Source organism: Paraburkholderia strydomiana (genome assembly GCF_046030495.1).
In the GTDB taxonomy this organism is placed as follows: Bacteria; Pseudomonadota; Gammaproteobacteria; order Burkholderiales; family Burkholderiaceae; genus Paraburkholderia; species Paraburkholderia strydomiana_A.
Window position 1 is genome coordinate 31,965 of record NZ_JAQQCJ010000002.1, and the last position, 19,946, is coordinate 51,910.

General features: G+C 62.3%; 19 protein-coding genes, 1 tRNA gene and 1 pseudogene. 9 read left to right on the plus strand and 12 right to left on the minus strand.

The features are described 5' to 3' along the window. Nucleotides 1–23 precede the first annotated feature (23 nt). Nucleotides 24–215 (minus strand): hypothetical protein, encoded by a 192-nt coding sequence (locus PQQ53_RS03325; protein ID WP_408140948.1) that lies wholly within the window; start codon nt 213–215, stop codon nt 24–26. Between the two features lie 517 nt (nt 216–732). Beyond that, a complete protein-coding gene (locus PQQ53_RS03330; RefSeq protein ID WP_408140949.1) occupies nt 733–1,143 on the minus strand; it encodes a hypothetical protein in 411 nt (136 codons plus the stop codon). A 970-nt stretch (nt 1,144–2,113) separates the two neighbouring features. On the opposite strand from PQQ53_RS03330, the gene PQQ53_RS03335 reads away from it, so the two are divergent. Beyond that, nucleotides 2,114–2,377: a ribbon-helix-helix domain-containing protein gene (locus PQQ53_RS03335; RefSeq protein ID WP_408140951.1), complete on the plus strand. Its 264-nt coding sequence runs from the start codon at nt 2,114–2,116 to the stop codon at nt 2,375–2,377. A gap of 3 nt (nt 2,378–2,380) precedes the next feature. Next, the gene (locus PQQ53_RS03340; protein WP_408140953.1) at nt 2,381–2,701 is read left to right on the plus strand and encodes a type II toxin-antitoxin system RelE/ParE family toxin; all 321 of its coding nucleotides are present in this window, start codon (nt 2,381–2,383) and stop codon (nt 2,699–2,701) included. 206 nt (nt 2,702–2,907) lie between these two features. Here the strand turns inward: PQQ53_RS03340 and PQQ53_RS03345 are convergent. From PQQ53_RS03345 to ppnP, 3 genes and pseudogenes are all read right to left on the minus strand, one after another. Next, nucleotides 2,908–3,724 (minus strand): annotated as a pseudogene (locus tag PQQ53_RS03345) (IS5 family transposase). A gap of 1,027 nt (nt 3,725–4,751) precedes the next feature. Continuing rightward, nucleotides 4,752–4,836, minus strand: a tRNA-Leu gene (locus PQQ53_RS03350). 214 nt (nt 4,837–5,050) lie between these two features. Next, a complete protein-coding gene (ppnP, locus tag PQQ53_RS03355) occupies nt 5,051–5,371 on the minus strand; it encodes a pyrimidine/purine nucleoside phosphorylase (protein WP_408141259.1) in 321 nt (106 codons plus the stop codon). A 518-nt stretch (nt 5,372–5,889) separates the two neighbouring features. Here ppnP and PQQ53_RS03360 point away from each other — a divergent pair. Then, nucleotides 5,890–7,653, plus strand: a complete 1,764-nt coding sequence (locus tag PQQ53_RS03360) for an MOSC domain-containing protein (protein ID WP_408323289.1) — start codon at nt 5,890–5,892, stop codon at nt 7,651–7,653. Between the two features lie 6 nt (nt 7,654–7,659). Here the strand turns inward: PQQ53_RS03360 and PQQ53_RS03365 are convergent, their stop codons facing one another. Further along, nucleotides 7,660–8,214, minus strand: coding sequence for a TMEM175 family protein (locus tag PQQ53_RS03365; protein ID WP_408140957.1), 555 nt, complete (start codon nt 8,212–8,214; stop codon nt 7,660–7,662). Between the two features lie 226 nt (nt 8,215–8,440). Then, nucleotides 8,441–9,073 carry a CGNR zinc finger domain-containing protein gene (locus tag PQQ53_RS03370; protein WP_408140959.1) on the minus strand — a complete coding sequence of 211 codons (633 nt, stop codon included), beginning with the start codon at nt 9,071–9,073 and terminating at the stop codon, nt 8,441–8,443. Nucleotides 9,074–9,244: 171 nt separating this feature from the next. Here PQQ53_RS03370 and PQQ53_RS03375 point away from each other — a divergent pair, with 171 nt between their 5' ends. From PQQ53_RS03375 to PQQ53_RS03390, 4 genes are all read left to right on the plus strand, one after another. Beyond that, nucleotides 9,245–9,940 (plus strand): alpha/beta fold hydrolase, encoded by a 696-nt coding sequence (locus tag PQQ53_RS03375; RefSeq protein WP_408323290.1) that lies wholly within the window; start codon nt 9,245–9,247, stop codon nt 9,938–9,940. A 67-nt stretch (nt 9,941–10,007) separates the two neighbouring features. Further along, nucleotides 10,008–10,862, plus strand: a complete 855-nt coding sequence (locus PQQ53_RS03380; RefSeq protein ID WP_408140963.1) for an alpha/beta fold hydrolase — start codon at nt 10,008–10,010, stop codon at nt 10,860–10,862. Between the two features lie 60 nt (nt 10,863–10,922). After that, nucleotides 10,923–11,894 carry a zinc-binding alcohol dehydrogenase family protein gene (locus PQQ53_RS03385; RefSeq protein WP_408323291.1) on the plus strand — a complete coding sequence of 324 codons (972 nt, stop codon included), beginning with the start codon at nt 10,923–10,925 and terminating at the stop codon, nt 11,892–11,894. Nucleotides 11,895–11,931: 37 nt separating this feature from the next. After that, nucleotides 11,932–12,702 carry an SDR family oxidoreductase gene (locus PQQ53_RS03390; protein ID WP_408323292.1) on the plus strand — a complete coding sequence of 257 codons (771 nt, stop codon included), beginning with the start codon at nt 11,932–11,934 and terminating at the stop codon, nt 12,700–12,702. Between the two features lie 37 nt (nt 12,703–12,739). On the opposite strand, the gene PQQ53_RS03395 is transcribed toward PQQ53_RS03390, so the two are convergent. Then, a complete protein-coding gene (locus tag PQQ53_RS03395) occupies nt 12,740–13,339 on the minus strand; it encodes an NUDIX domain-containing protein (RefSeq protein ID WP_408323293.1) in 600 nt (199 codons plus the stop codon). Between the two features lie 81 nt (nt 13,340–13,420). On the opposite strand from PQQ53_RS03395, the gene PQQ53_RS03400 reads away from it, so the two are divergent. Then, nucleotides 13,421–14,176 carry a DeoR/GlpR family DNA-binding transcription regulator gene (locus tag PQQ53_RS03400; RefSeq protein WP_408323294.1) on the plus strand — a complete coding sequence of 252 codons (756 nt, stop codon included), beginning with the start codon at nt 13,421–13,423 and terminating at the stop codon, nt 14,174–14,176. Between the two features lie 140 nt (nt 14,177–14,316). Continuing rightward, nucleotides 14,317–14,772 (plus strand): META domain-containing protein, encoded by a 456-nt coding sequence (locus PQQ53_RS03405; protein ID WP_408140970.1) that lies wholly within the window; start codon nt 14,317–14,319, stop codon nt 14,770–14,772. A gap of 366 nt (nt 14,773–15,138) precedes the next feature. Here the strand turns inward: PQQ53_RS03405 and PQQ53_RS03410 are convergent, their stop codons facing one another. From PQQ53_RS03410 to PQQ53_RS03425, 4 genes are all read right to left on the minus strand, one after another. Beyond that, nucleotides 15,139–16,452, minus strand: a complete 1,314-nt coding sequence (locus PQQ53_RS03410) for a replication-associated recombination protein A (protein WP_408140972.1) — start codon at nt 16,450–16,452, stop codon at nt 15,139–15,141. Between the two features lie 297 nt (nt 16,453–16,749). Further along, entirely contained in the window at nt 16,750–17,007 is a 258-nt protein-coding gene (locus tag PQQ53_RS03415) for a hypothetical protein (protein WP_408140974.1), read from the minus strand. Between the two features lie 189 nt (nt 17,008–17,196). Continuing rightward, nucleotides 17,197–18,114: a DUF2950 domain-containing protein gene (locus tag PQQ53_RS03420; RefSeq protein ID WP_408140976.1), complete on the minus strand. Its 918-nt coding sequence runs from the start codon at nt 18,112–18,114 to the stop codon at nt 17,197–17,199. Nucleotides 18,115–18,125: 11 nt separating this feature from the next. Beyond that, nucleotides 18,126–19,850 carry a DUF3300 domain-containing protein gene (locus tag PQQ53_RS03425; protein WP_408323295.1) on the minus strand — a complete coding sequence of 575 codons (1,725 nt, stop codon included), beginning with the start codon at nt 19,848–19,850 and terminating at the stop codon, nt 18,126–18,128. Between the last annotated feature and the right edge of the window lie 96 nt (nt 19,851–19,946).

Sequence of the window (19,946 nt, forward strand, 5' to 3'; positions counted from 1 at the left end):
CAGTTGCTTCAGGCCGGGAAGCGCTACAGTATCTTCAGGTCACGGATCCTGCCGATCTGGGGTGATCGTTTCAGGATCAGGTCTGCGATGAATTCGGGGAGCAGCGCGCGCGGAATGTTCGCGGGAATGTCGTCGACTAGCTGCGAGGCGATACGCGCGATAAAGTCATTGGGGGCGCTTGCCAGACTGTGCTCATAACTGACTCGGTACTCCATGATCAGCCGTGCTCCGACGGATATTTTCTGCGACCGATTCTATCAGCAGTTGGCGTGACGACTGGTGATCGAGCAGCCGGCTCCCGGCGAATGCAGAGAGGCGGAGGCTCCTGAACGGTCGGCGAACGTCCCGGGTCGGAAGTCTGCCTGTGCAACGTGTTGCCCGGGCGCATCGCTACGGAGACACTGCACGATGCCGACGTACACGTAGAGGGCGCCCGAAGAGCCATGCGCGATCAGTGTCCTGGCCTCACGGTCAGTGCTCGCGCTGCTCCCTTGTGCGGCACCAACACCGGGGCCAATGGCCCGTTCGCAAAGATCTGTTGCCTGAAGAAGCGCGGGCGGATCGCCTGTCCATGTACCCGCACCACGCTGACCGGTCCCGCGAAGCAGGATGCCCATCGGTCTGGCACGGTGCGGGATATACCAGCGAAGTCGTTGTGCAAAGGGCGGCGCCGTGCGAGTACATCCTGTATGTCAGGCTATGGCCCGACGTGTGCGTCGGGGATCCCGCGATTCAGGTGTCGTGATCTTCGTCTGGCGCAATCGGCGACAGCGCGTCGTTGGCAAGAAAAATGTTTAACTGTTCATCGGCCTGTGCAATCCGATGCGAGGGGAGTGTCGAGAGCTGTTCGTCGTGCAACGACAGAACGTGTTCAAGGGCTTGCCCGTCAGCTTCAGACAGCGACCATTCATCCGCAGTCTTGATGCGGGCGGCGATAGCGTGCAGCGCAGCCTCGGAGGTCCGGAAAGGCTCAAGGGAGCGATGGCCAGTCAACGTTTCGTGAACGAAATAGGCGAGGTACACGGCCCTGAACAGCCGACCGATCAGTTCGATATTGCAGTTTCGGGCGAGCAACGCGGCAAGCGCCAGATGGTGCTCGAGTGAACGGTGACGAGAGATCGTCGCCGGCAGGGGCAGTAACATGTCCCGCGTCATCGGCCGTCTGCCGCCAGATTGTCTCGACTTGCGCGGCTTTGGAGCCGGTGCCATAGAATAGTTTTCAATCCATTGGCGAATTCTACGGCACGCGCAAGATCCGGAAGGCTCGGCTGCAAAAAGGAGCGTGGCAGGGTGTGCCGGTTATGCCTTGCAACGTGTCTCGAGCGGCTTTCCGCAGCGAAGGACACTGGCGGTCCGGGTCTGATGTCGGATTGCGCCCAAAGCAATCCGCGATTCCGAATGCGCCTCACGATGGCACTTTTGACAGGTAGGCAATGATCATTGGCTTGCTCGTGAAAGAAGCATTGCGTAGCGCTCGTCAGCCCGCGTTGCTCGCTGCAAGAAACTCCAGTCGCGTCACCTCGTAGCGCCGTAACCTATGAGAGAAAGGCCGCCAGAAATTTATTCATTGAGGCGACAACTAGCTTGAGAATTTCCGCGGGGCGCATTGCGGCGCCCGCCCCCAAGAACCACGCGATCAGTGTGTCGCGCAACCACGACGAAGCCGTCAGCGCCATCTGGAAGTCGGTCCTCAGAGCTGCCGGGTTATGTCGTGCGCGCCTCGCATCCCAAATTGCAAAAAGCAGGCCTCGCCATACTGACTGCGCGGGACTGCGACCTAAATCGCCGCCAGCCATCCATTACCGGCCAGAAGCCCTTGCCCAGAAGGGCCGTGTAGCATACGCCGCACGCACTCAGAAAACGGGCCAGAAACAGCATCTAAAGTTTTGGTGAGTCTTTTCTGAGATGTGGCTGCGGAAATCTGGACATTCGGTTAAGGTGGAATCCTTGGATTCCCGAGGGTCCGATCGCCCGACCTACACTTGGCCTGTCATGCGCCGAGGCGGATCGACATTGAGAACAGGAGACGCCCTCGCGTTCGGGAAGACATCGATGATTGCCTCCGTATTCGTTTTTGAGTATATTGAATACATGTACATCTTTGGAGTGGACCGTGTCCCGTCCCACCCCTACGACCATGACGGTTCGCCTTAGCGGCCCCCTGAGCGACTTCGTTGCCGCAAATGTCGGGGAACATGGTGCTTATGAAAATGTTAGCGAGTATGTTCGAGACTTGATTCGCCGCGACAAGGAACGCCAGGAGGCGGAAGCATTTGAGCGACTCAAGGCTGAACTGGCGGGGGCCTACTCGGCCCCCGAATCGTCGTACAAACCACTGACGGCGACTGACGTGATCGCGCGCAACCGGGCGCGATAGGCCATGCCCAAGGCCCAGGTCCGCATCCAGGATGCTGCGTCTTTCCGGATAGATGAAATCTATCGCTATACGCGCGATCGCTGGGGCACACAGCAGGCCGACCGTTACATTTCGGGTTTATTCGGGGCCTTTGATGGCATCGCCAGTCACCAAACGCCCTCGCGTCCCGTACCAGCCGAACTCGGTGTCCAGGGATATTTCTTTCGCTACGAACGCCATTTTGTCTACTGGCGCCTCCTTTCCAATGGCGATATTGGTATCGTCACAATCCTGCACGAGCGTATGCATCAGATCGACCGCTTCCACGAAGACTTCGACCAGTAACCCGATCAGCTATCCTCAAGGCAACGGCCGATGCAACTGGTCTTCACCCCATAGGAAAACCGGCCATTACGGATGTCGTTTCCGAATCGATGGGCTGTCAACCGTGCTAGGCCGCACTATCTGTCCCGACAGCCGCGCGGCTCCAGGCCGGCCCGCACATGGCAACCGTTGACCTTCGAAAACGACAGAAGGTCTTAGAGCATGTTTCAAAAAGAGTCGTCCGAGCGCTGAAGCGTTCGCCAGCAGATCAGGCAACAGGCGAGTTTGAGGAGCCCTTCATGGATGTCGGCACGACGCTCAAATCGCGTGCGAAGACGGCGGAATCCGTGCAGCCACGCATTGGTGCGCTCGACGACCCAACGTACTTTGCCAAGACCGCTGCCGTGAGGTTCGCCGCGCCGGGCAATCGATGCAGGAATCCCGGCAGCGTGCAACGGCCGGCGATACCTGTCGTGATCGTAAGCACGATCCGCATAGATTCGGCCTGGCTTGCGCAGTGGCCGACCACGCATACCGCGAACCGGTGGGATGGCGTCGACCAGTGGAAGGAGTTGCGTGATGTCGTTGCGGTTCGCGCCCGTCAGGATGATCGCGAGCGGCGTGCCGTTGGCGTCGGTGGCGACGTGATGTTTGGAACCGGGTCGCGCACGATCGGTGGGGTTCGGTCCAGTTTTTCGCCCGCCCCAACCGCTCGAACAGAAGTGGAATCGATGACGACGCGAGAGAAGTCGATCCGATCGGCAGCGCGCAACTTCGCGAGCAGGATCTCGTGCAGTCGGTCCCGAACGCCAGCCTGTTGCCAGTCGCGCAGGCGACGCCAGCAACTGATGCCCGATCCGCAGCCCATCTCGGAGGGTAGTTCGCTCCAGCGAATACCGCTCTTGAGCACGAACAGTATTCCGGTCAGCGCAGCCCGATTGCTACAGGCTTGCGCCCCGGATACCGGAAGCGCCTCGGCCTTGCTGGGGGCAAGAGTGGTTCGATCAATGCCCACAATTGGTCGTCGATGATTGGCTTGGCCATCTCCTCGTTCCGCTTGTCACAACGGTCGAGGTTAACAGCTTTGCGTTTGAGTTAACAGGGGGTTAAAGCTCTTTTTGAAATATGCTCTTAGAGCAGGCCTGATCGAATGAGGCTAGCCACACCGCTACCAGCAAAAATTTCGGCTCGATGATACAAGCGTCACCGAAGTTCAGAGGTCAAAAAGAGACATTGTGCAAGATGACAGACATCGCTGGGGCGCTGCCAATTCCACACATGTCCCGCAGAGACGAGCCACAACACGTCACGCCTGCAGTCCGACGAATCTTGGCGGTGACTCGTATGTATGGGCACCACGCGTGAATCACCGCGTAAGGGTAATGACGGTCTCTGTGCGCATCCGCTTCGAAAGCGACCCAGCATCAGTGATCGGCAAGTACCGACTTCGCTGCGGAAGTTCACGCTCCACTACGCTGCATGCGACCATGCCTGCGATTTCCGCCGCACGCATTACGCCTGCAGAGTTCTGGATACACGCGCCCTTCAGGCAAGAATTGCCCACCACGAAGGTAGCGCGCCCGCCGACCCGCAGAACTCGCGAGATCTCCGAGATCATTGAAAGCAGGTCCACGGCATATCGTTCGACCATCGCTTGGGCTCGGCCACTGAGCTCGGTTTTGCTACACATGCTATCTGCAACTTCACGACTTACGGATTCATTGTGAGTTGAGTCAGAAGCTCTTTCCGCGCCTATCGATGCGGAACGTATTTTCCTCAACGCTCCTATGTCGTGTCCCAGCCATACCAGAGCCATACGATGTCCACGCAGGTGATCAATCGCGTTTAGGTACGGAGGCGATGTAACGACCCAAGAAGCGCCCCGCGTGACAAGCCTCTCGCGGGATGATGAAGGAAACACCGTCAATGCTCGTCAAACCCCACCAGAAATGCCACGACCTACCACAGGCTGTCCACGTGTCAGATGGAACTGCAGCCGCAACAAAAAACCCCCGAAACCCATGTCGGGCGGGGGTCTTCGGTCTTTCCCGGATCTTGCCGGAACATTCTCTGGTGCCCAGGGCGGGATTTGAACCCGCACGCCTTTCGGCGCTACCCCCTCAAGATAGTGCGTCTACCAATTTCGCCACCTGGGCAAGGGGGCGCCATTGTAACGGGCGAATGACCTTTTGTGAATGCCCTGCACCGTCATCCGCCGATGGGGTGTGAACGACCGTTGTTCAGACGTACGAGTTGCCCAGGTGAACCCCAACGCCGCCCCGCCCATCCTGGCCATTAATGCACGGCTTCAATACCACCGTCCGCGCGCAAAATCGCGCGCGGCAACGGACGCCGCGCGGCCATCGGTCTTTACAGATAGCTGCAAACGTAATCAAGCGTTTCGACCACGTCGATATCGAAGCGGCTCTTACCGGGCACCGAAAACGATTCACCTGCGCCATACGTTTTCCACTCGTCGCTGCCTTTGAGGCGGATGCGGCACTGGCCGGCTTGCACTTCCATGAGTTCCGGCGCGTCGGTACCGAAGTTGAGCGCGCCGGGCAGGATCACGCCAAGCGTCTTTCGCGAGCCGTCGGCGAAGAGCACGGTGTGCGAAACACACTTGCCGTCGAAATAGACGTTGGCTCGTTTGATAATGGAAACCTGATCGAATTGCGTTGCGGCCGTCATGGCGAGTCGTCCTCTGGGTCGTCGTGAATGGATAGGTTGGCACCGTGGAACCGCGGCGGGCTGTGCGCGATCTGCTGCGCGGGCCGCCCGCGCGGGCTTTCGCTCCGGCGCGAGCCCGCCATCATACAGCTTGTCGGCCACGCCAATCGCGGCCCGATATGCAACGGCGCTGGTTGTTGACGAGCCTGCCAATCCGCTCCTACGGGAGCACCGGGTGCATGAGTTCAGATTGCGCCGCGATGACGGAGCATCGTGCCAACCGCGCCCTCGGCCAGCAAAGCGTTTACATACCCGACAAATGGCATCACCATGGTCATCGCGTGCGCCATCGCTGAGCGTTCCAATTCGCCGGAACTTCGCTAGTACCGGTTGAACGAACCGGCTCCATCTCGAACCGGTGCAGACGGTGATTCCACACGGCCCCCACCGCGAACTGACCGTCGACGAAGTGCTTGCGGCACGCAAACGGCTGTGAGCGAGCATTCACGAACGCGCTCTTGCGACTGTGGAGAATGAATATGGCTCGACTGCTATCGGTCAACGTCGGACTTCCGCGCAATATCGCCTGGAAGGGCCGCACCGTGCACACGGGCATCTGGAAGAACCCGGTGCAGGGGCGCTGTTGGGCCGGCCGGTTGAACCTCGCAGGAGACGGACAGGGCGACCTCGCGGGACACGGCGGTGAGCAACGCGCCGTCTTCGTCTATCAGATCGAATCGAGCCGCTATTGGCAGGAGCAGCTGCAACGGACGGATCTCGCGTACGGACAGTTCGGCGAGAACTTCACGATCGAAGGTATGCCCGATGCCGTCGTGTGTATCGGTGACCGTTATCAGATCGGCGGCGCACTGTTCGAGGTGACGCAGCCTCGGGTGACGTGCTATCGCGTGGGCATCCGGATGAACGAACCCCGGATGCCGGCTCTGCTGACATCCAGCGGGCGGCCGGGCTTCTACCTGCGCGTGCTGCGGGAGGGCGAAGTGGGCGCCGGCGACGAGATCGTGAAAGTGGGCGAGGCGCGCGAGCGAATGACGGTCGCCGAAGCCAACGCGCTCCTTTATTCACCCGATCATCCGCGCGACCGGCTCGAACGCGCGTTGCGGATCGAGGCGCTGTCGCCGGGATGGCGGTGGTCGTTTGAGGCGCTACTGCAAAGCCACGCGACAGGCTCGACGGTCGGCAATGCCGGGCTTGCGCCCGCAGCCGCTTCGCATCCGGTCGAAGCGGGATTCAACGCGCTCACCGTCGCGGCGATCGGGCAGGAGTCCGCCGACGTCATGTCGCTGACGTTCAGGAGCGTCGATGGCCGGCCGCTGCGCGCGGCGCTGCCTGGCCAGTACGTCGTGTTGCGCCTTCGACCGGCAGCAGGTGGCCCGCCACTTTTTCGCAGCTATTCGCTGTCGGGCGACCTCTCGACGCAGCAGTATCGGATCAGCGTGAAGACGGAGCCGCACGGCGTGGCCGGCAGCTACTTGCGGCAGCATGTTCGGGTGGGCGACGTGCTCGACGTCAGCGCGCCGCGCGGAAGTTTTGTTCTGCAGCCGGGAGACGGCCCCGTCGTGTTCGTCAGCGCGGGGATCGGAGCGACGCCGGTGCTGGCGATGCTGCACGCGCTGTCGTCAGCGCGCTCGATGCGGCAGGTCTTGTGGCTTCACGCGGCGCACGACCGGCAGCATCATCCGTTCGCCGGCGAAGCCCGCGAGCTCGTGCTCGCGCTCGCTCATGGGCGCAGCCATGTCTGCTATAGCGCGCCAGCGGCACAGGATCGCATGGGCGAGGATTTCGACACGGCCGGTCATCTTTCGCGGGCCGTTCTCGACGAGGTCGGTGTCTCGCGGGATGCGGACGTCTACATCTGCGGACCGTCCCGCTTCATGGCCGACATGAAAGAAGCGCTCGCCAACTTCGGCGTCGCGCCGCAACGGATTCACGTCGAACTCTTCAACGGCAGCGAATCGCTGAATCCGGGCATCGTCGGGGCTGCGGCGCGCGCGCCGCATCTGCCGGAACAAGACGCCAACACGGGTCCGTTGATATCGTTCGCACGCAGCGGCATCGCGGTGCATTGGGATGCGTCGGTCTATCAAAGCGTTCTCGAACTGGCCGAAGCATGCGATGTCCCGGTGCGCTGGTCGTGCCGCACAGGTGTCTGTCACAACTGCGAGTGCGGTCTGATATCGGGGGAGGTGACCTATGGACCTGAGCCGCTCGACAAGCCTGCCAGCGGTAACCTTCTCGTTTGCTGCTCACAACCGGTTGGCGACGTGGTCATCGATTTGTGAAACCGCTCACGCGCGGCGACCCGAAACATCGGGCCGCAAGTGAAGCATCAATGACCCGCATATCAGCGCAAAGCCGATGCGCGGCGCGACGATGGCAACCAGCATGGCGACCGCGAAGCCCGCGAGCACGACCAATGACCGGGATCGCGCCGCGCGACGTGCGCGCGCGGGCCGCTGGCCCGTATCCGCACCGGACAGGATGCGGTCTTCGAAGATGTTGTACGCAATGTCGATGCAGACGAACAGTCCCGCATAAAACACCACGGGAGCCGACGCGAGTTGCGTGCGCGCGACCCACGCGGTGGCGAGGGGCAGCAGCGAGACCAGGAAGAGATGGGTGAAGTTGATCCAGATGAACCCCAGCGTCGGCGCGCCGGCGAACCTCATCAGGTGATGATGGTTGATCCAGATAATGACGATGAATACGTAGCTCACCGCATAGCTGACGGCCATCGGCCATAAGGGCCACAGGTCCGAAAATGCCGGTTCCTCGGGCGCCTTGAGTTCCAGCACCATGACGGTCACGATCACGGCGAACACGGCGTCTGAGAACGCAGTCAACCGTTCCGGGGTTACCTTCCGGGGTTACCTTTGCTTCGCGCATAGCACCCTCCCTGAATGAGCAAGACGCCGGTCGAGCCTGGTCATGTAAAGTCGAATACGGGGTAGCGGCCTGCGCTCGTGCAACGTCAGTGGCGGACCCAGCCACACGCTGACTGCGCCAAGTTCCGCACGCGTTTGCAGCAATCGCGCTCAGGCGATCCGCTTGGGTGCCGTGCCCGCGTCGTCAGCCGTTCTTCTGTTCCCTGAGCCGCGCCCGGTGGGCGGCGACCTTCGCGCGGTTGCCGCAGATCGCCATGCTGCACCAGCGGCGCGCGTGGCCCCGGGTGTGATCGGCGAAGAGCAGCGTGCAGCGCGGACCTTCACACGCTTTCACGTACGTGAAGTCTTCCTCGCACACCAGCCTGGCGAGCAATTCCGCGAGCGGCATCAGCAACGACTCCGCCGATTTCCAGCGGCGATTCGCGTGGAATTCAAAGCTCGTCGCGCCTTCCGCGGTGCTCGCCACGATTTCGCCGAATTGCTCGTCCCGCTCGAGCAACTGATTCAGCGGCCCGAGCTCACGCAGGTCTTTCGCGCTCAGCGAGCGTCCCTTCCTCTTCTGGACAAAGCCCCTGAACCACTCGCGCAGCGAACGCGCCTGGGCCGCCACGGCATCGAGCTCGGCGGAGGTGGCCTGCGCGCGGATTGCCGCGAGTGCGGCCGGCGGCACCAGCCCGGCCTGTGCCAGCCAGGCCAGCAGACCGGCGCCGTCGCTGATCCAGTCGACTTCCTCGTCCACCGGCGTTGCAACCGAGTTCAGGAAATCGAGGCCGGGCGCGTCGGCCACAAATATCGGGGGAATCGGGTGGTAGTCCATCTCGTCACGCAAGCAAAACAGGATGAAGAAAGTGTAACCAGTAAAAATGCTGTTGACAAGTTACTTGTCGAATGAGTAACCTAAATAAACGCATTAAGACGGTTACATATCGTCGCGGTTGAAGCGACATCGAAGATGGGTAGCGTCGACTTTTTTTCAGAGGAGTGAAACATGTCTTCGGGCAAGCTGAACGTAGTGCTGGTGCACGGCGCATGGGCGGATGGATCGAGCTGGAGCAAGGTGATCCATGGTTTGAGAGAGCAGGGCGTGAACGCGGTCGCGGCGCCGTTGCCACTGACGTCGCTGAACGACGACGTGGCCGCGCTCGATCGCACACTCGAACGGATCGATGGTCCCATCGTGCTGGCGGGCCATGCGTATGCGGGAGCGGTGATCGGATCGACCCGCGCGGCAAACGTCGCGGCATTGGTCTACGTGGCCGCGCTTGCGCCCGATGAAGGGGAAACGGTGGCCGACGTGTTCTATCGCGGCGCGGCGCATCCGCAAGCGCCGAGTCTGGCGCCTGACGCGCATGGCCTGATATGGCTGCCGGAAGACGCGTTCGCCTCCGCGTTCGCGCACCACGCGGCGCCGCAGGAACTGGCGCTGCTCGCCGCGGTTCAGCGTCCGATCGCGGCGGCGTGCATCGGCAAAAAGGTCGAGCGCCCGCTTTGGAGAGACCGGCCGAGCTGGTTCGTTGTCGCGGAACAGGACCGGATGATCAGCCCTGACACCCAACATTTCATGGTGCGCCGCATGAACGCCGAAGTGCGTTCGTGCGAGGTCGACCACTCGCCGATTATCACGGCGCCCGACGCCGTGACCAGCCTCATCGTCGAAGCTTCACGGGCCGTGTCGGCGCGTTGAAAGCGCTGGCGATCGAGTCATGCAGTCGAGTTAGCCGCTCATTCCCGTTCATTTGTGGAGAAAAACCATGTCGTCAATTTCTTATCGCCATGCCGACGTCGACGGCTTCAAGGTGTTCTATCGTGAAGCCGGCCGTCCCGGCGCGCCGAAGCTGCTGCTTCTGCACGGCTTTCCGAGTTCGAGCCATATGTTTCGCGATCTGATTCCGAAGCTCGCGGACCGTTTTCATATCGTTGCGCCCGATCTGCCTGGCTTCGGACAGTCGGACATGCCGTCACGGGACCGCTTCGCCTATACGTTCGACAACATGGCGAACGTGATCGATCGCTTCACTGAAGTAGTCGGCTTCGATCGCTTTGCGTTGTACGTGTTCGACTACGGCGCACCGACTGGCTTTCGTCTGGCGCTCAAGCATCCCGAGCGGATTGCGGCGTTGATATCGCAGAACGGCAACGCTTATGAAGAGGGTTTGAGCGACGGCTGGAATCCGATCCGCGCGTACTGGCAGGAGCCGTCTCGCGCCAATCGCGAAGCGCTGCGCGGCATGCTCACGCACGAAACGACGGTCTGGCAATACACGCACGGCGTTCCCGACGCGGCCGCCGTATCGCCGGACGGTTATTCGCTCGACGAGTTCTATCTGAGCCGGCCGGGTGCGGACGAAGTCCAGCTCGATCTGTTCGGCGACTACCGAAGCAACGTCGCGCTGTATCCGTCGTTCCAGCAGTATTTCCGCACGCATCAGCCACCGTTTCTCGCGGTGTGGGGAAAGCACGATCCGTTCTTCCTGCCCGCTGGAGCAGAGGCATTCAAGCGTGACTTGCCCGACGCGGACGTGCGCTTCTTCGATACCGGCCATTTCGCCCTGGAGACGCACGCGAGCGAGATCGCCGCGGCCATTTCGGATTTCCTCACTCGCTGAACGGTGTACGCACAGGCTCAGCGCAGATAGCCGGATCACCCCATTGTCAGGAGAGCAGTCATGCGGGCAATCGTGCTCGAGAAGTTCGGCGGTCTTGATAGCCTCGTCTATACGGAGTTGCCGGAACCGGAGCCATTGGCGGGCCACGTGGTCATCGAAATCAAGGGCTTCGGGATCAATCACGCCGAGATGCATATGCGGCGCGGAGAATGGGCGGAAGCCGCGAAGGTCAGCGGCATCGAATGTGTGGGGGTGGTGAAGTCGTGTCCCGGCGGCGAGTTTCCGGTTGGCGCCAAAGTCGCCGCGCTGATGGGCGGTCTCGGCCGAACCATCAACGGCAGCTACGCGCAATACACGCGGGCGCCGGCCTCCAACGTCGCGCTGATCGAGGCTGATCTGTCGTGGGCGGAGCTCGCCGCGATTCCTGAAACGTATGCCACCGCGTGGACGTGTCTGTTCCGCAATCTGGAGATTGCGCAGGGGCAGACGTTGGTCATCCGAGGTGCGACGTCGTCGTTCGGACAGGCGGCACTGAAACTCGCGGTGAACGCGGGCGCAAACGTGATCGCGACGACCCGCAACCCGGCGCGTGCCGCGATGCTCGAAGCGATGGGCGCATCGCGTGTCGAGAGGGAAGGGGCTGATCTGTCGAAGCGGATCGCCGGGGCGACGCCGATCGACGCCGTGCTCGATCTCGTCGGCAATAGCACCGTGCTCGACTCGCTCGCGATGCTGCGGCGAGGCGGTCGGGCTTGCCTCGCGGGCTGGCTCGGCGGACTCGATCCGATTGTGGATTTCAATCCGCTGCTGCAAATGGCGAGCGGCGTCTATCTGACGTTCTTCGGCAGCTTCGTGTTTGGCACGCCAGGCTTTGCGCTTGCCGACGTGCCGCTGCAAAAGATTGCCGAAGACGTGGCCGCCGGTCGCCTCGATGCAAAGCCGTCGCGCGTATTCGGTTTCGACGAGATTCACGAAGCGCATCGCGTGATGGAAGCCAACGAGGCCGGTGGAAAGATGGTCGTCGTTGTTTGACCGCCATTCGTGTGTTCTTGAATTCAGGAGAGTGGAAATGGCTAGCAGAGTCGCAATTGTCACGGGCGCAAGCCAGGGAATCGGTCGCTCGACCGCCATCAGGCTGGCGCGGGATTTCTCGTCGGTCGTGATCGTCGCGCGCAATCGGGAGAACCTCGATCAGGTCGCGATCGAGGTCAGGCGGGCCGGCGCCGAAGCGCTCGTCGTCGATCTCGATCTCGCCGAGCCCGAGGCTGCACAGCAAGTGGTCGATCGAACGCTCGCCGCGTTCGGGAAGATCGACGCGTTGCTCAACATCGCGGGCGCCGTGCCGCAGATCGACGTATTCGACATGACCGACGAGCAATGGGAGCGCGGCTTCGCACTGAAGCTGCACGGCGCGCGGCGTCTGACGATGGCGGCATGGGCGTCGTTGAAGAAGACGGGTGGATCGGTAGTGTTGATGTCGGGCAACTCGGCGCTGTTTCCCAAGGCGCCGTATGCGGCAGTGGGCACGATCAACGCGGCGATCGTCGCGCTCGCGAAAGCTTTCTCGGAGCGTGGCATTACCGATGGCGTGCAGGTCAACAGCGTCCTGCCGGGACCGGTGATGACCGGCCGGCGCCGCTCCTATCTGGAGCATTGGGCGCCGCTGCACGACATGACCGTCGAAGAAGCAACGGAGAAGTTTCCTGCCGAAGCGGGCATTGCGCGCTATGGCACACCGGAGGAGATCGCCGGGTTGATGGCGTTCGTCGTCTCGCCCGCCGCTCACTGGATGACGGGCTCGACGTTGAGGATGGATGGCGGGGAAGTGAAGTCGGTCTAAGTGCAACAAGGGTCGGCAACGAGGACGAGCCGCGGCGTCACTGTGGACGCTGCTCCGCCAGTTCGCGCAGCGCAAGGAATTGCAGCAGCATGATGGTCTTGGCATCGACGATGTCGCCACGGCGCATGCCTGCCAAAGCTTCTTCCAGCGCCAGCTCGACGACCTCGATGTCTTCACCTTCGGTTTGCACTCCGCCGCCGTTGCCGACCCGCTTCCCGGCATCGTATTCGGCGATGAAAAAGTGCAGCTTCTCCGTCACCGAGCCGGGGCTCATATAAGCCTCGAAGACTTTCTGCACGTCTTGCACGCGGTAGCCGGTTTCTTCCTCCACCTCGGCACGAATGCGTTCTTCCGGCGACGCCTTTTCGAGCAGACCCGCCGCGGCTTCCAGCATCATCCCGTCGTGACGGTTGACGAACGCGGGCAAGCGGAATTGCCGGGTCAGCACCACGGTTTTTCTCGCACGGTTGAACAGCAGGAGCGTCGCGCCGTTGCCCCGGTCGTACGTTTCGCGCGTTTGCCGCTGCCACGTGCCGTCGCGCCGCAGGAATTCGAACGTTGTTTTCTTCAGCACGTACCAGTCGTCGGACAGCACGGTCGTATCGATGATGCGTACACGGTCTTGCGTGGCAGCCATGGCCGGCTCCTCCTCGGCGGATTAGTGGCATTGATGATATCGTGCAATTTCGTGTAATATCAAGAAAAAACGTGCAAATCTATGTTGACCAGCCAACGTAAGAAAACCATCCTCGAACGGCTTGCCCGGGACGGGCAGGTGCTCGCGGCGCCTCTCGCCGTGCAGTTCGGCGTGTCGGAGGACACCATCCGGCGGGACTTGCGCGAACTCGCCGCCGAGGGTTCGCTGCAGCGGGTTCACGGCGGCGCGCTGCCCGCATCGTCGGCTGTCGCTTTTTTTTCGAAGCGGCGCACGCTGGAGTCGTCGGGCAAACGCGCGATCGGCATGGCCGCGGCAGCGATGATCGAGCCCGGACAGATCGTGATCATCGACGGCGGGACGACCTGCGCCGAACTCGTCAGGCACATCCCGTCCTCGCTGTCGGCGACGGTCGTGACGCACAGCCCCACGATTGCCGTCGCGCTGGCCGAACACCCGTCGATCGAAGTGATCGTGATCGGCGGCAGGCTCTACAAACATTCGATCGTGACGGTTGGCGCAGCCGCCATCGAGGCGATGTCACATATCCACGCCGACCTCTACTTCATGGGCGTGACCGGTGTTCATCCCACAGCGGGACTCAGCACCGGCGATCTCGAAGAGGCCTACGTGAAACGTGCGCTTGCCGCGCGTTCTGCGGAGACTATCGTTCTTGCGACCAGGGAAAAGCTCAACGCGGCGTCGGCTTATGCCATCGGCGACGTGACGCTTGCACAGACCGTGGTGGTCGAGCGCTCGACCGATGCGGGATTGACCGCGCCGCTGGAGGCCGCCGGCGTGAGCGTGGTTCGTGCGTGATGTCCAATGCGTGCGATGGGTGGCCGTTCTTCCTGCGCTGAGCGTTCGCTAACGTTCGCGCAAAGCGTGCAAGCGAACCGGCGACCACTTCCGGCGCACAGCTATAATCGCGCTCGAACGTGGCTTAAGAGGTTTGACTCGTGAAAAAGATCGCTGCTTCTGTGCTTGTTGCGCTTGTACTCGCCGGTTGCTCGTCGCCTGAAAAGCAGGCGAAGCAAGCCGAGCAATTTCTCCATAACGAAACCAGCCTGGCTGCTGCCCAGCGCAATGCGACGGTCAATTGTGATGCGGAGAACTGCGACACGGCGTGGGCGCTGACCAAACGCTACATCGAGCAGCATTCCGACACGCATGTGAGACGCGCGGACGCGGTCGCGATCGAAACCGACGTACCCTCCGGCTCGGGCGACGCCGCATTTTCAGCGAGCCGCGATGTGAAAGGCGCGGGTGCGACGCTTACGCTCTTTGCACAGTGCCGCGGCATGTACGGAGCGGACGGCGCGAAGGGTTCGGATTATGACGAGTGCGCCGAGAAGATCCTCAAGACGCAGAATGGTTATGTGGCGTTTCTGCGGGCGCATACGTCGGGACGATAAGCGCGTTATTTAATCTCTACTCTCATGCGGTGAGCGCGCTTTGTTCAATCCCGATCCGCTCATGAGTTAATCACCGTTTTCCAGCGCTGACTCATTGCGCATTGCCTGCAGATGCTTTTGCATCGGAAGCGCCCTTGCACGCATCGTTATATGCGCAATGCGCTTTCAAACGGGCAAACGAGTGCGGCGAAAGCGTCGCGGGTGCGCAAGCCGACATAGCCGGCCGGCTTGCCATTGTTGGCGACACTTTCGCGCTACAGTTTGAATGCGGTATGCCCAAACTCCAGATCCGGCATCACGCTGCTAAAGGTTCTGGGATTTTCCCCGGCGTTCTGCCGCACTCACGCCGGGTTTCATTCACCCGCACTAGCCCTTCTCCAGATCGCGCGCCTGCTCATCGAGTTCGCGCAACCGAACGAGCTTCTCGCCAATCCTGCTTTCGAGGCCCCGTGGTACCGGCTGATACCACCGCTGCTCGGGCATGTCCTCCGGAAAGTACTTTTCTCCCGCTGCGTACGCATCCGGTTCGTCATGAGCGTAGCGGTAGTCCTTCTTGTAGCCGAGGTCCTTCATCAGTTGCGTCGGCGCGTTGCGCAAATGCAGCGGAACCGCACGCGTGCGGTCGGCACGCACGAAACTCAACGCCTGATGCCACGCGACGCTGACCGCATTCGACTTCGGCGCCACCGCGACGTAGACGAGGGCTTGCGCCAGCGCAAGTTCGCCCTCGGGCGAGCCGAGGCGTTCATACGCTTGAGCGGCGTTCACGGCAACTTCCAATGCCCGCGGGTCCGCGTTGCCCACTTCTTCGCTCGCCAGCACGATGATGCGGCGGGCCAGATAGCGCACGTCGACACCGCCATCGATCATGCGCGCCATCCAGTACAGCGCGGCATCCGGATCGGAGCCGCGGGCCGATTTGATCAGCGCCGAAATCTGGTCATAAAACGCTTCGCCGCCTTTGTCGAAACGTCGCGTGGTGATGGCGGACGCCGTCCCGACGAAGTCGCTGTCGATACGTTTGATGCGTGCCGCCGTGGCCGCGTTGACCAATTGCTCCAGCAGGTTCAGGAATTTCCGACCGTCGCCGTCGGCGAATCCGATGATCGCTTCGACAGCGGAGTCCTCGAACGCCAGTTCGCCCAAACGGGGACGGGCGCGCGCAAACAGCTCCCACAACTCGCGATCGGATAACGGCTTGAGCACATACACCTGTGCGCGCGACAGCAGCGCGCTGTTGACCTCGAAGCTCGGGTTCTCCGTCGTCGCACCGATCAGCGTGAGGCGGCCCACTTCCACATGGGGAAGCAGCGCGTCCTGCTGGCTCTTGTTGAGGCGATGAATTTCATCGAGGAACAGAACCGTCGAGCGGCCATGGTGGTCGAGCACCTGCTGCGCGTGCGCGGCGGCCTCCCTGAGCTCCTTGACGCCGGCGGCGACCGCCGATTCGGCGATGAACTCATGATCGAACGCCTTCGCGGCAAGCCGCGCGATCGTCGTTTTGCCCACACCCGGTGGGCCCCAGAGAATGAACGAGTGCAGCCGGTTCGAATCGAGCGCGAGCCGCAGCGGCTTGCCTGCACCCAGCAGATGGGACTGACCCACGACTTCGTCGAGGGACTCGGGGCGAAGCTGTTCGGCTAGCGGCGCACGTGGGGTGGAGCTGAAGAGGTCGGTCATGTAGCGAAGAGCGTGCGGCGTGGGCGCCGGAGCGGGGATCGATGGTTTTGAATCGGGCGTGGGCGGGATTTCTGCGCTTTCTGAATTCTACGCATACCTGTGGGGGCCGTCATTGGCCCTGTCGGAACTGAATTTCGCTGGACCGGCCGAGCGGCAGCATCGCTACGCCTGCGCTGGCTCCAAAGGCCGGGCGCGGCGACTCTATTGAAAAAGTCGTCGTGGGTAGGGAGTCTCGGGTATCTGAGGAAACATCAAACGACGGGATGAATCGTCATGATGGATAGATCAGCCCGGCCATCAATACTTGATATCCCGGGCTGTTTGCCGTCCTCCCTGCTTGGTGTGCCGCTTGTCCTGCCGGCATTGCGAGTTGCTTTGCTGATTGGCGGCGCCGCAATCCTGTTTCGTGTGTCGCGAGCCCTGGCGGGTATCCTGGCGAACATCACGCCCGGCGCGGCGTTGCTGTGCCTGCTCCGTCGCCCAGGACGCGCCGGTCGAAGCAGTTAGAAGCATGGCGACTACCAGGCCGCTGAAGCGACGGGCCGCTTTAGACATGGTATGACCTCCCGTGAAGCGGCTACAGACATTGCAGCCTGTTTTCGACCACAAGCGCGTTGAAGAAAAAGGACTGCCCGATGCAGCTGTTCCTTTGAACGCTCAGCCATCGGCAACCCGCCCTTATAGGGCGGGGGCTTCTGAAAAAGAGCCTGCCGGTTGCCGCGTCTCCAGCGGCAATGCGTGCACTCACGGAGGCACTGTCTCCCACCCTGGTCCCGGATCGAATGACGTCATTGCCGCAGCCTTTTTCGGGCCGTCCCGGCCCAGGTCCCGTTCGTATACCTTGCCGTCGTGGCTCACCATGAAACTCTTGATGCCTGTCTCCCCGTAACGGGCCGGCCAGGCAATGACGGCGAAACCGCCGAACAGCCGGCCATTCACCATGTAATCGTACGCACCGCCCGGCGTGTGCTTACCCTGTGCGCGGAGCAGCTTGTAGTGATAGCCGTAGTAGCCGGCCTCCGTCGTATTGCGGGTGCCAGCGGCCATGAAGGCGGCCCCAAGGGGGCTCGGTGCCGCGTCGGGAGCGGTCGGCCAGTAGAGTCCGTCGTGCTTGCCCGGCCGGCTGTCGAACCTGTCGGCGTAGACGTAGACCTTGTTGCCGTCGTGATAGGTCGATGCGTAGTCCCGCTGGGCATCGTAGATGGCGAGCATCGTCTGGATCACGGCGAGCTCGTTCCGTCCGATGCGGCGAACACGCATTTCATCAGCGCCCGCGCGCATGTCGAGTTGCCAGCCCTGCGACGTTTTGACAAGCGGAATGGGGAGAGTCCAGCCGTCGTGACCCACTGCGATCAGGGCATGGTCGCTGTCGGTCGCCTGAATCGAATGGGATGTCTGCCACGCGCTCAGGAACTTGTCTCGGATCTCTGCCCCCATCGGCGGAATCACACGGCGGAAATCGTCACCGAGTAATGCCTTCAGTTCTTCCTGGTCGTTGTTGGTCACTGCCGTTCCGAACGCGTTCATCGCCGCTTCAGGCGTCTGGAAGAACTTCTGCGCGCTCATCACCGGCGTCGATGCGAGGCCGAGGGCCAGCAAGAGGGTCATCGAGCTTGCGAACCCAGCGAGCGCGAACCTGATACCCGGTAGTCCCTTCTTCATGGTTGTTCTCCTTAACGCCGCCCGCCGCCGCCCCGGCCGCCACCACCGCCGCCGCGTGCGCCTCCGCCTCCACCTCCACCCGCACCACCGCTAAAGCCTGAGGACTGCACGCTCGCTCGCCCGCGACTGGCGTCGCGCTGCGCGGCCGCGCCTCCGCCGACGCCCTGGAATGCCGAGTCGCGCCCCCCACCCGAGTAGCCGCCGCCCCTGGGCGCGGCCTGAGCGGTCGTTGCACTGGCACGAGCGGGCGTTTGGGTGCGCTCACTCGTTGCCGCGCTTCGATTTGAAGCCTGAGCGCGATTGCCGGCTGCTGCGTTGCGGTCTGCCGTTTGAGCGCGATTGCCGGCTGTGGCGTTACGGTCTGCCGTTTGAGCGCGATTGCCGGCTGTGGCGTTACGGTCGGCTGTTTGTGCGCGATTGCCGGCTGCGGCGTTACGGTCGGCCGTCTGTGCGCGATTACCGGCTGCGCCGCCGCGCTCCGCCGTGCCGGCCCGGTTGCCTGAGCCGGCGGCATTCGCACCACCGGCCCGGTTCGCAGCATTCGCGTTATTCGCGCGTTCCGTGCGGTTGGCGGCTCCCTGGTTGCCCGTCGCGCTTCGATCGGCCACGCTGGTGCGCTCGGCCGCGGCGCCGGTGCGGCCGCGATAGTCGCTGCGTGCGTCGGCGCCCTGTACGCCGCGCGAGTACTTCTCGCGTGTCGCAGTGTCGCGATAGGCGACGCCTTGCCGGTGCTGCGCGTCATGCTGCCACTTGCCGCTCTCTACCTTCGTGCGGTCGAAGTTGCGGTCGATGTTCGTCGCCCGGTTCACGTTGACGTTGACGTCGCCATTGTTCCAGTTGGCATTGCCGAAGATCGCCCCCGCAGCGGCGATCCCCACCCCCCATGCGAGTCCGCTAGCGAGGGCGGCGCCAGGGTAGTACGCCGGAGGCGGCGGCCAGTAGGTCGGCGGGTAGGCCGGAGCGCTCCAGCCGCCATACACGGTCGTCGGATTGTAGGAGGGCACGTAGATCACCTGCGGGTCGGCGGGTTCGATGCGCACGATATTCTGCGGCGCCGCAGCCGCTTGCCCGCCTTGAGCGGGTTGTGCGTTTTGAGCCGCTTGCCCGCCCTGGTTGCCGGCCGCGGGCGGTTCGACAATCACCTTCTGTTGCGGGTTCGTCGTCAGGTTCCCGGCTTGTTGCGCGCGGACCCTCAATCGCTGCACGGCGGCGAGCACATCCTTTTCCTGGACGAGGAACGCATCCCCGAGCTTCTGGGTCCAGTCAAGCTTCTCGTTCATCGGCACCAGGACTTGAGGAAATGCAACCAGCGACTTGACGCTGACGTCCCACGGCTGGTCCTGGGCCGCTTTCACCGCAGCGTCGCCCTTGAGGTCCGGATGCTCCTTGACCCAACGTGCGGCATGCACGACTTCGAGCGGATACGTCGACGCCATGAGGACCTGAGACAGCAGTGAATCGGGATAGAGTGCGATCGGTGCGACGAGTGCTTCGAGTTCCTCGGGCGGGTATTGCCGAGCCTGAGGCTGGGCTTCGGACGCTGGAGCTGGAGCGGCCGAGGCGGCCAGTGGCGGTGCGGGCGCCGCTGCCGAGGCCGGGGCAGCGGGTTGGGCTGCCGCCGAGGCTGCCGGAGCCTGAACCTGCGCCTGAGGTTGCTCATCCGCTTTCTTGTGACAGCCCCCCAACAAGCCGACGACGAGGCTGGCACTCAGCAGTCGTGCAATCCATGTCGTCATGGCAACTCCCCTGTTCGATTTGTCAGGCGGTGAATTGATCGTTGAGGGACGAACGGTCAGCCAGGTGAGTGGCGGCCGGGTAGTGAAGTGCCGTAA

What these genes read in the sequence shown, in the direction of transcription:
- PQQ53_RS03325 (WP_408140948.1), bottom strand. Translation starts at nt 215, where the DNA reads ATGGAGTACCGAGTCAGTTATGAGCACAGTCTGGCAAGCGCCCCCAAT.
- PQQ53_RS03330 (WP_408140949.1), bottom strand. Translation starts at nt 1,143, where the DNA reads ATGTTACTGCCCCTGCCGGCGACGATCTCTCGTCACCGTTCACTCGAG.
- PQQ53_RS03340 (WP_408140953.1), top strand. Translation starts at nt 2,381, where the DNA reads ATGCCCAAGGCCCAGGTCCGCATCCAGGATGCTGCGTCTTTCCGGATA.
- ppnP (WP_408141259.1), bottom strand. Translation starts at nt 5,371, where the DNA reads ATGACGGCCGCAACGCAATTCGATCAGGTTTCCATTATCAAACGAGCC.
- PQQ53_RS03360 (WP_408323289.1), top strand. Translation starts at nt 5,890, where the DNA reads ATGGCTCGACTGCTATCGGTCAACGTCGGACTTCCGCGCAATATCGCC.
- PQQ53_RS03370 (WP_408140959.1), bottom strand. Translation starts at nt 9,073, where the DNA reads ATGGACTACCACCCGATTCCCCCGATATTTGTGGCCGACGCGCCCGGC.
- PQQ53_RS03375 (WP_408323290.1), top strand. Translation starts at nt 9,245, where the DNA reads ATGTCTTCGGGCAAGCTGAACGTAGTGCTGGTGCACGGCGCATGGGCG.
- PQQ53_RS03380 (WP_408140963.1), top strand. Translation starts at nt 10,008, where the DNA reads ATGTCGTCAATTTCTTATCGCCATGCCGACGTCGACGGCTTCAAGGTG.
- PQQ53_RS03385 (WP_408323291.1), top strand. Translation starts at nt 10,923, where the DNA reads ATGCGGGCAATCGTGCTCGAGAAGTTCGGCGGTCTTGATAGCCTCGTC.
- PQQ53_RS03390 (WP_408323292.1), top strand. Translation starts at nt 11,932, where the DNA reads ATGGCTAGCAGAGTCGCAATTGTCACGGGCGCAAGCCAGGGAATCGGT.
- PQQ53_RS03395 (WP_408323293.1), bottom strand. Translation starts at nt 13,339, where the DNA reads ATGGCTGCCACGCAAGACCGTGTACGCATCATCGATACGACCGTGCTG.
- PQQ53_RS03400 (WP_408323294.1), top strand. Translation starts at nt 13,421, where the DNA reads ATGTTGACCAGCCAACGTAAGAAAACCATCCTCGAACGGCTTGCCCGG.
- PQQ53_RS03410 (WP_408140972.1), bottom strand. Translation starts at nt 16,452, where the DNA reads ATGACCGACCTCTTCAGCTCCACCCCACGTGCGCCGCTAGCCGAACAG.
- PQQ53_RS03415 (WP_408140974.1), bottom strand. Translation starts at nt 17,007, where the DNA reads ATGTCTAAAGCGGCCCGTCGCTTCAGCGGCCTGGTAGTCGCCATGCTT.
- PQQ53_RS03420 (WP_408140976.1), bottom strand. Translation starts at nt 18,114, where the DNA reads ATGAAGAAGGGACTACCGGGTATCAGGTTCGCGCTCGCTGGGTTCGCA.
- PQQ53_RS03425 (WP_408323295.1), bottom strand. Translation starts at nt 19,850, where the DNA reads ATGACGACATGGATTGCACGACTGCTGAGTGCCAGCCTCGTCGTCGGC.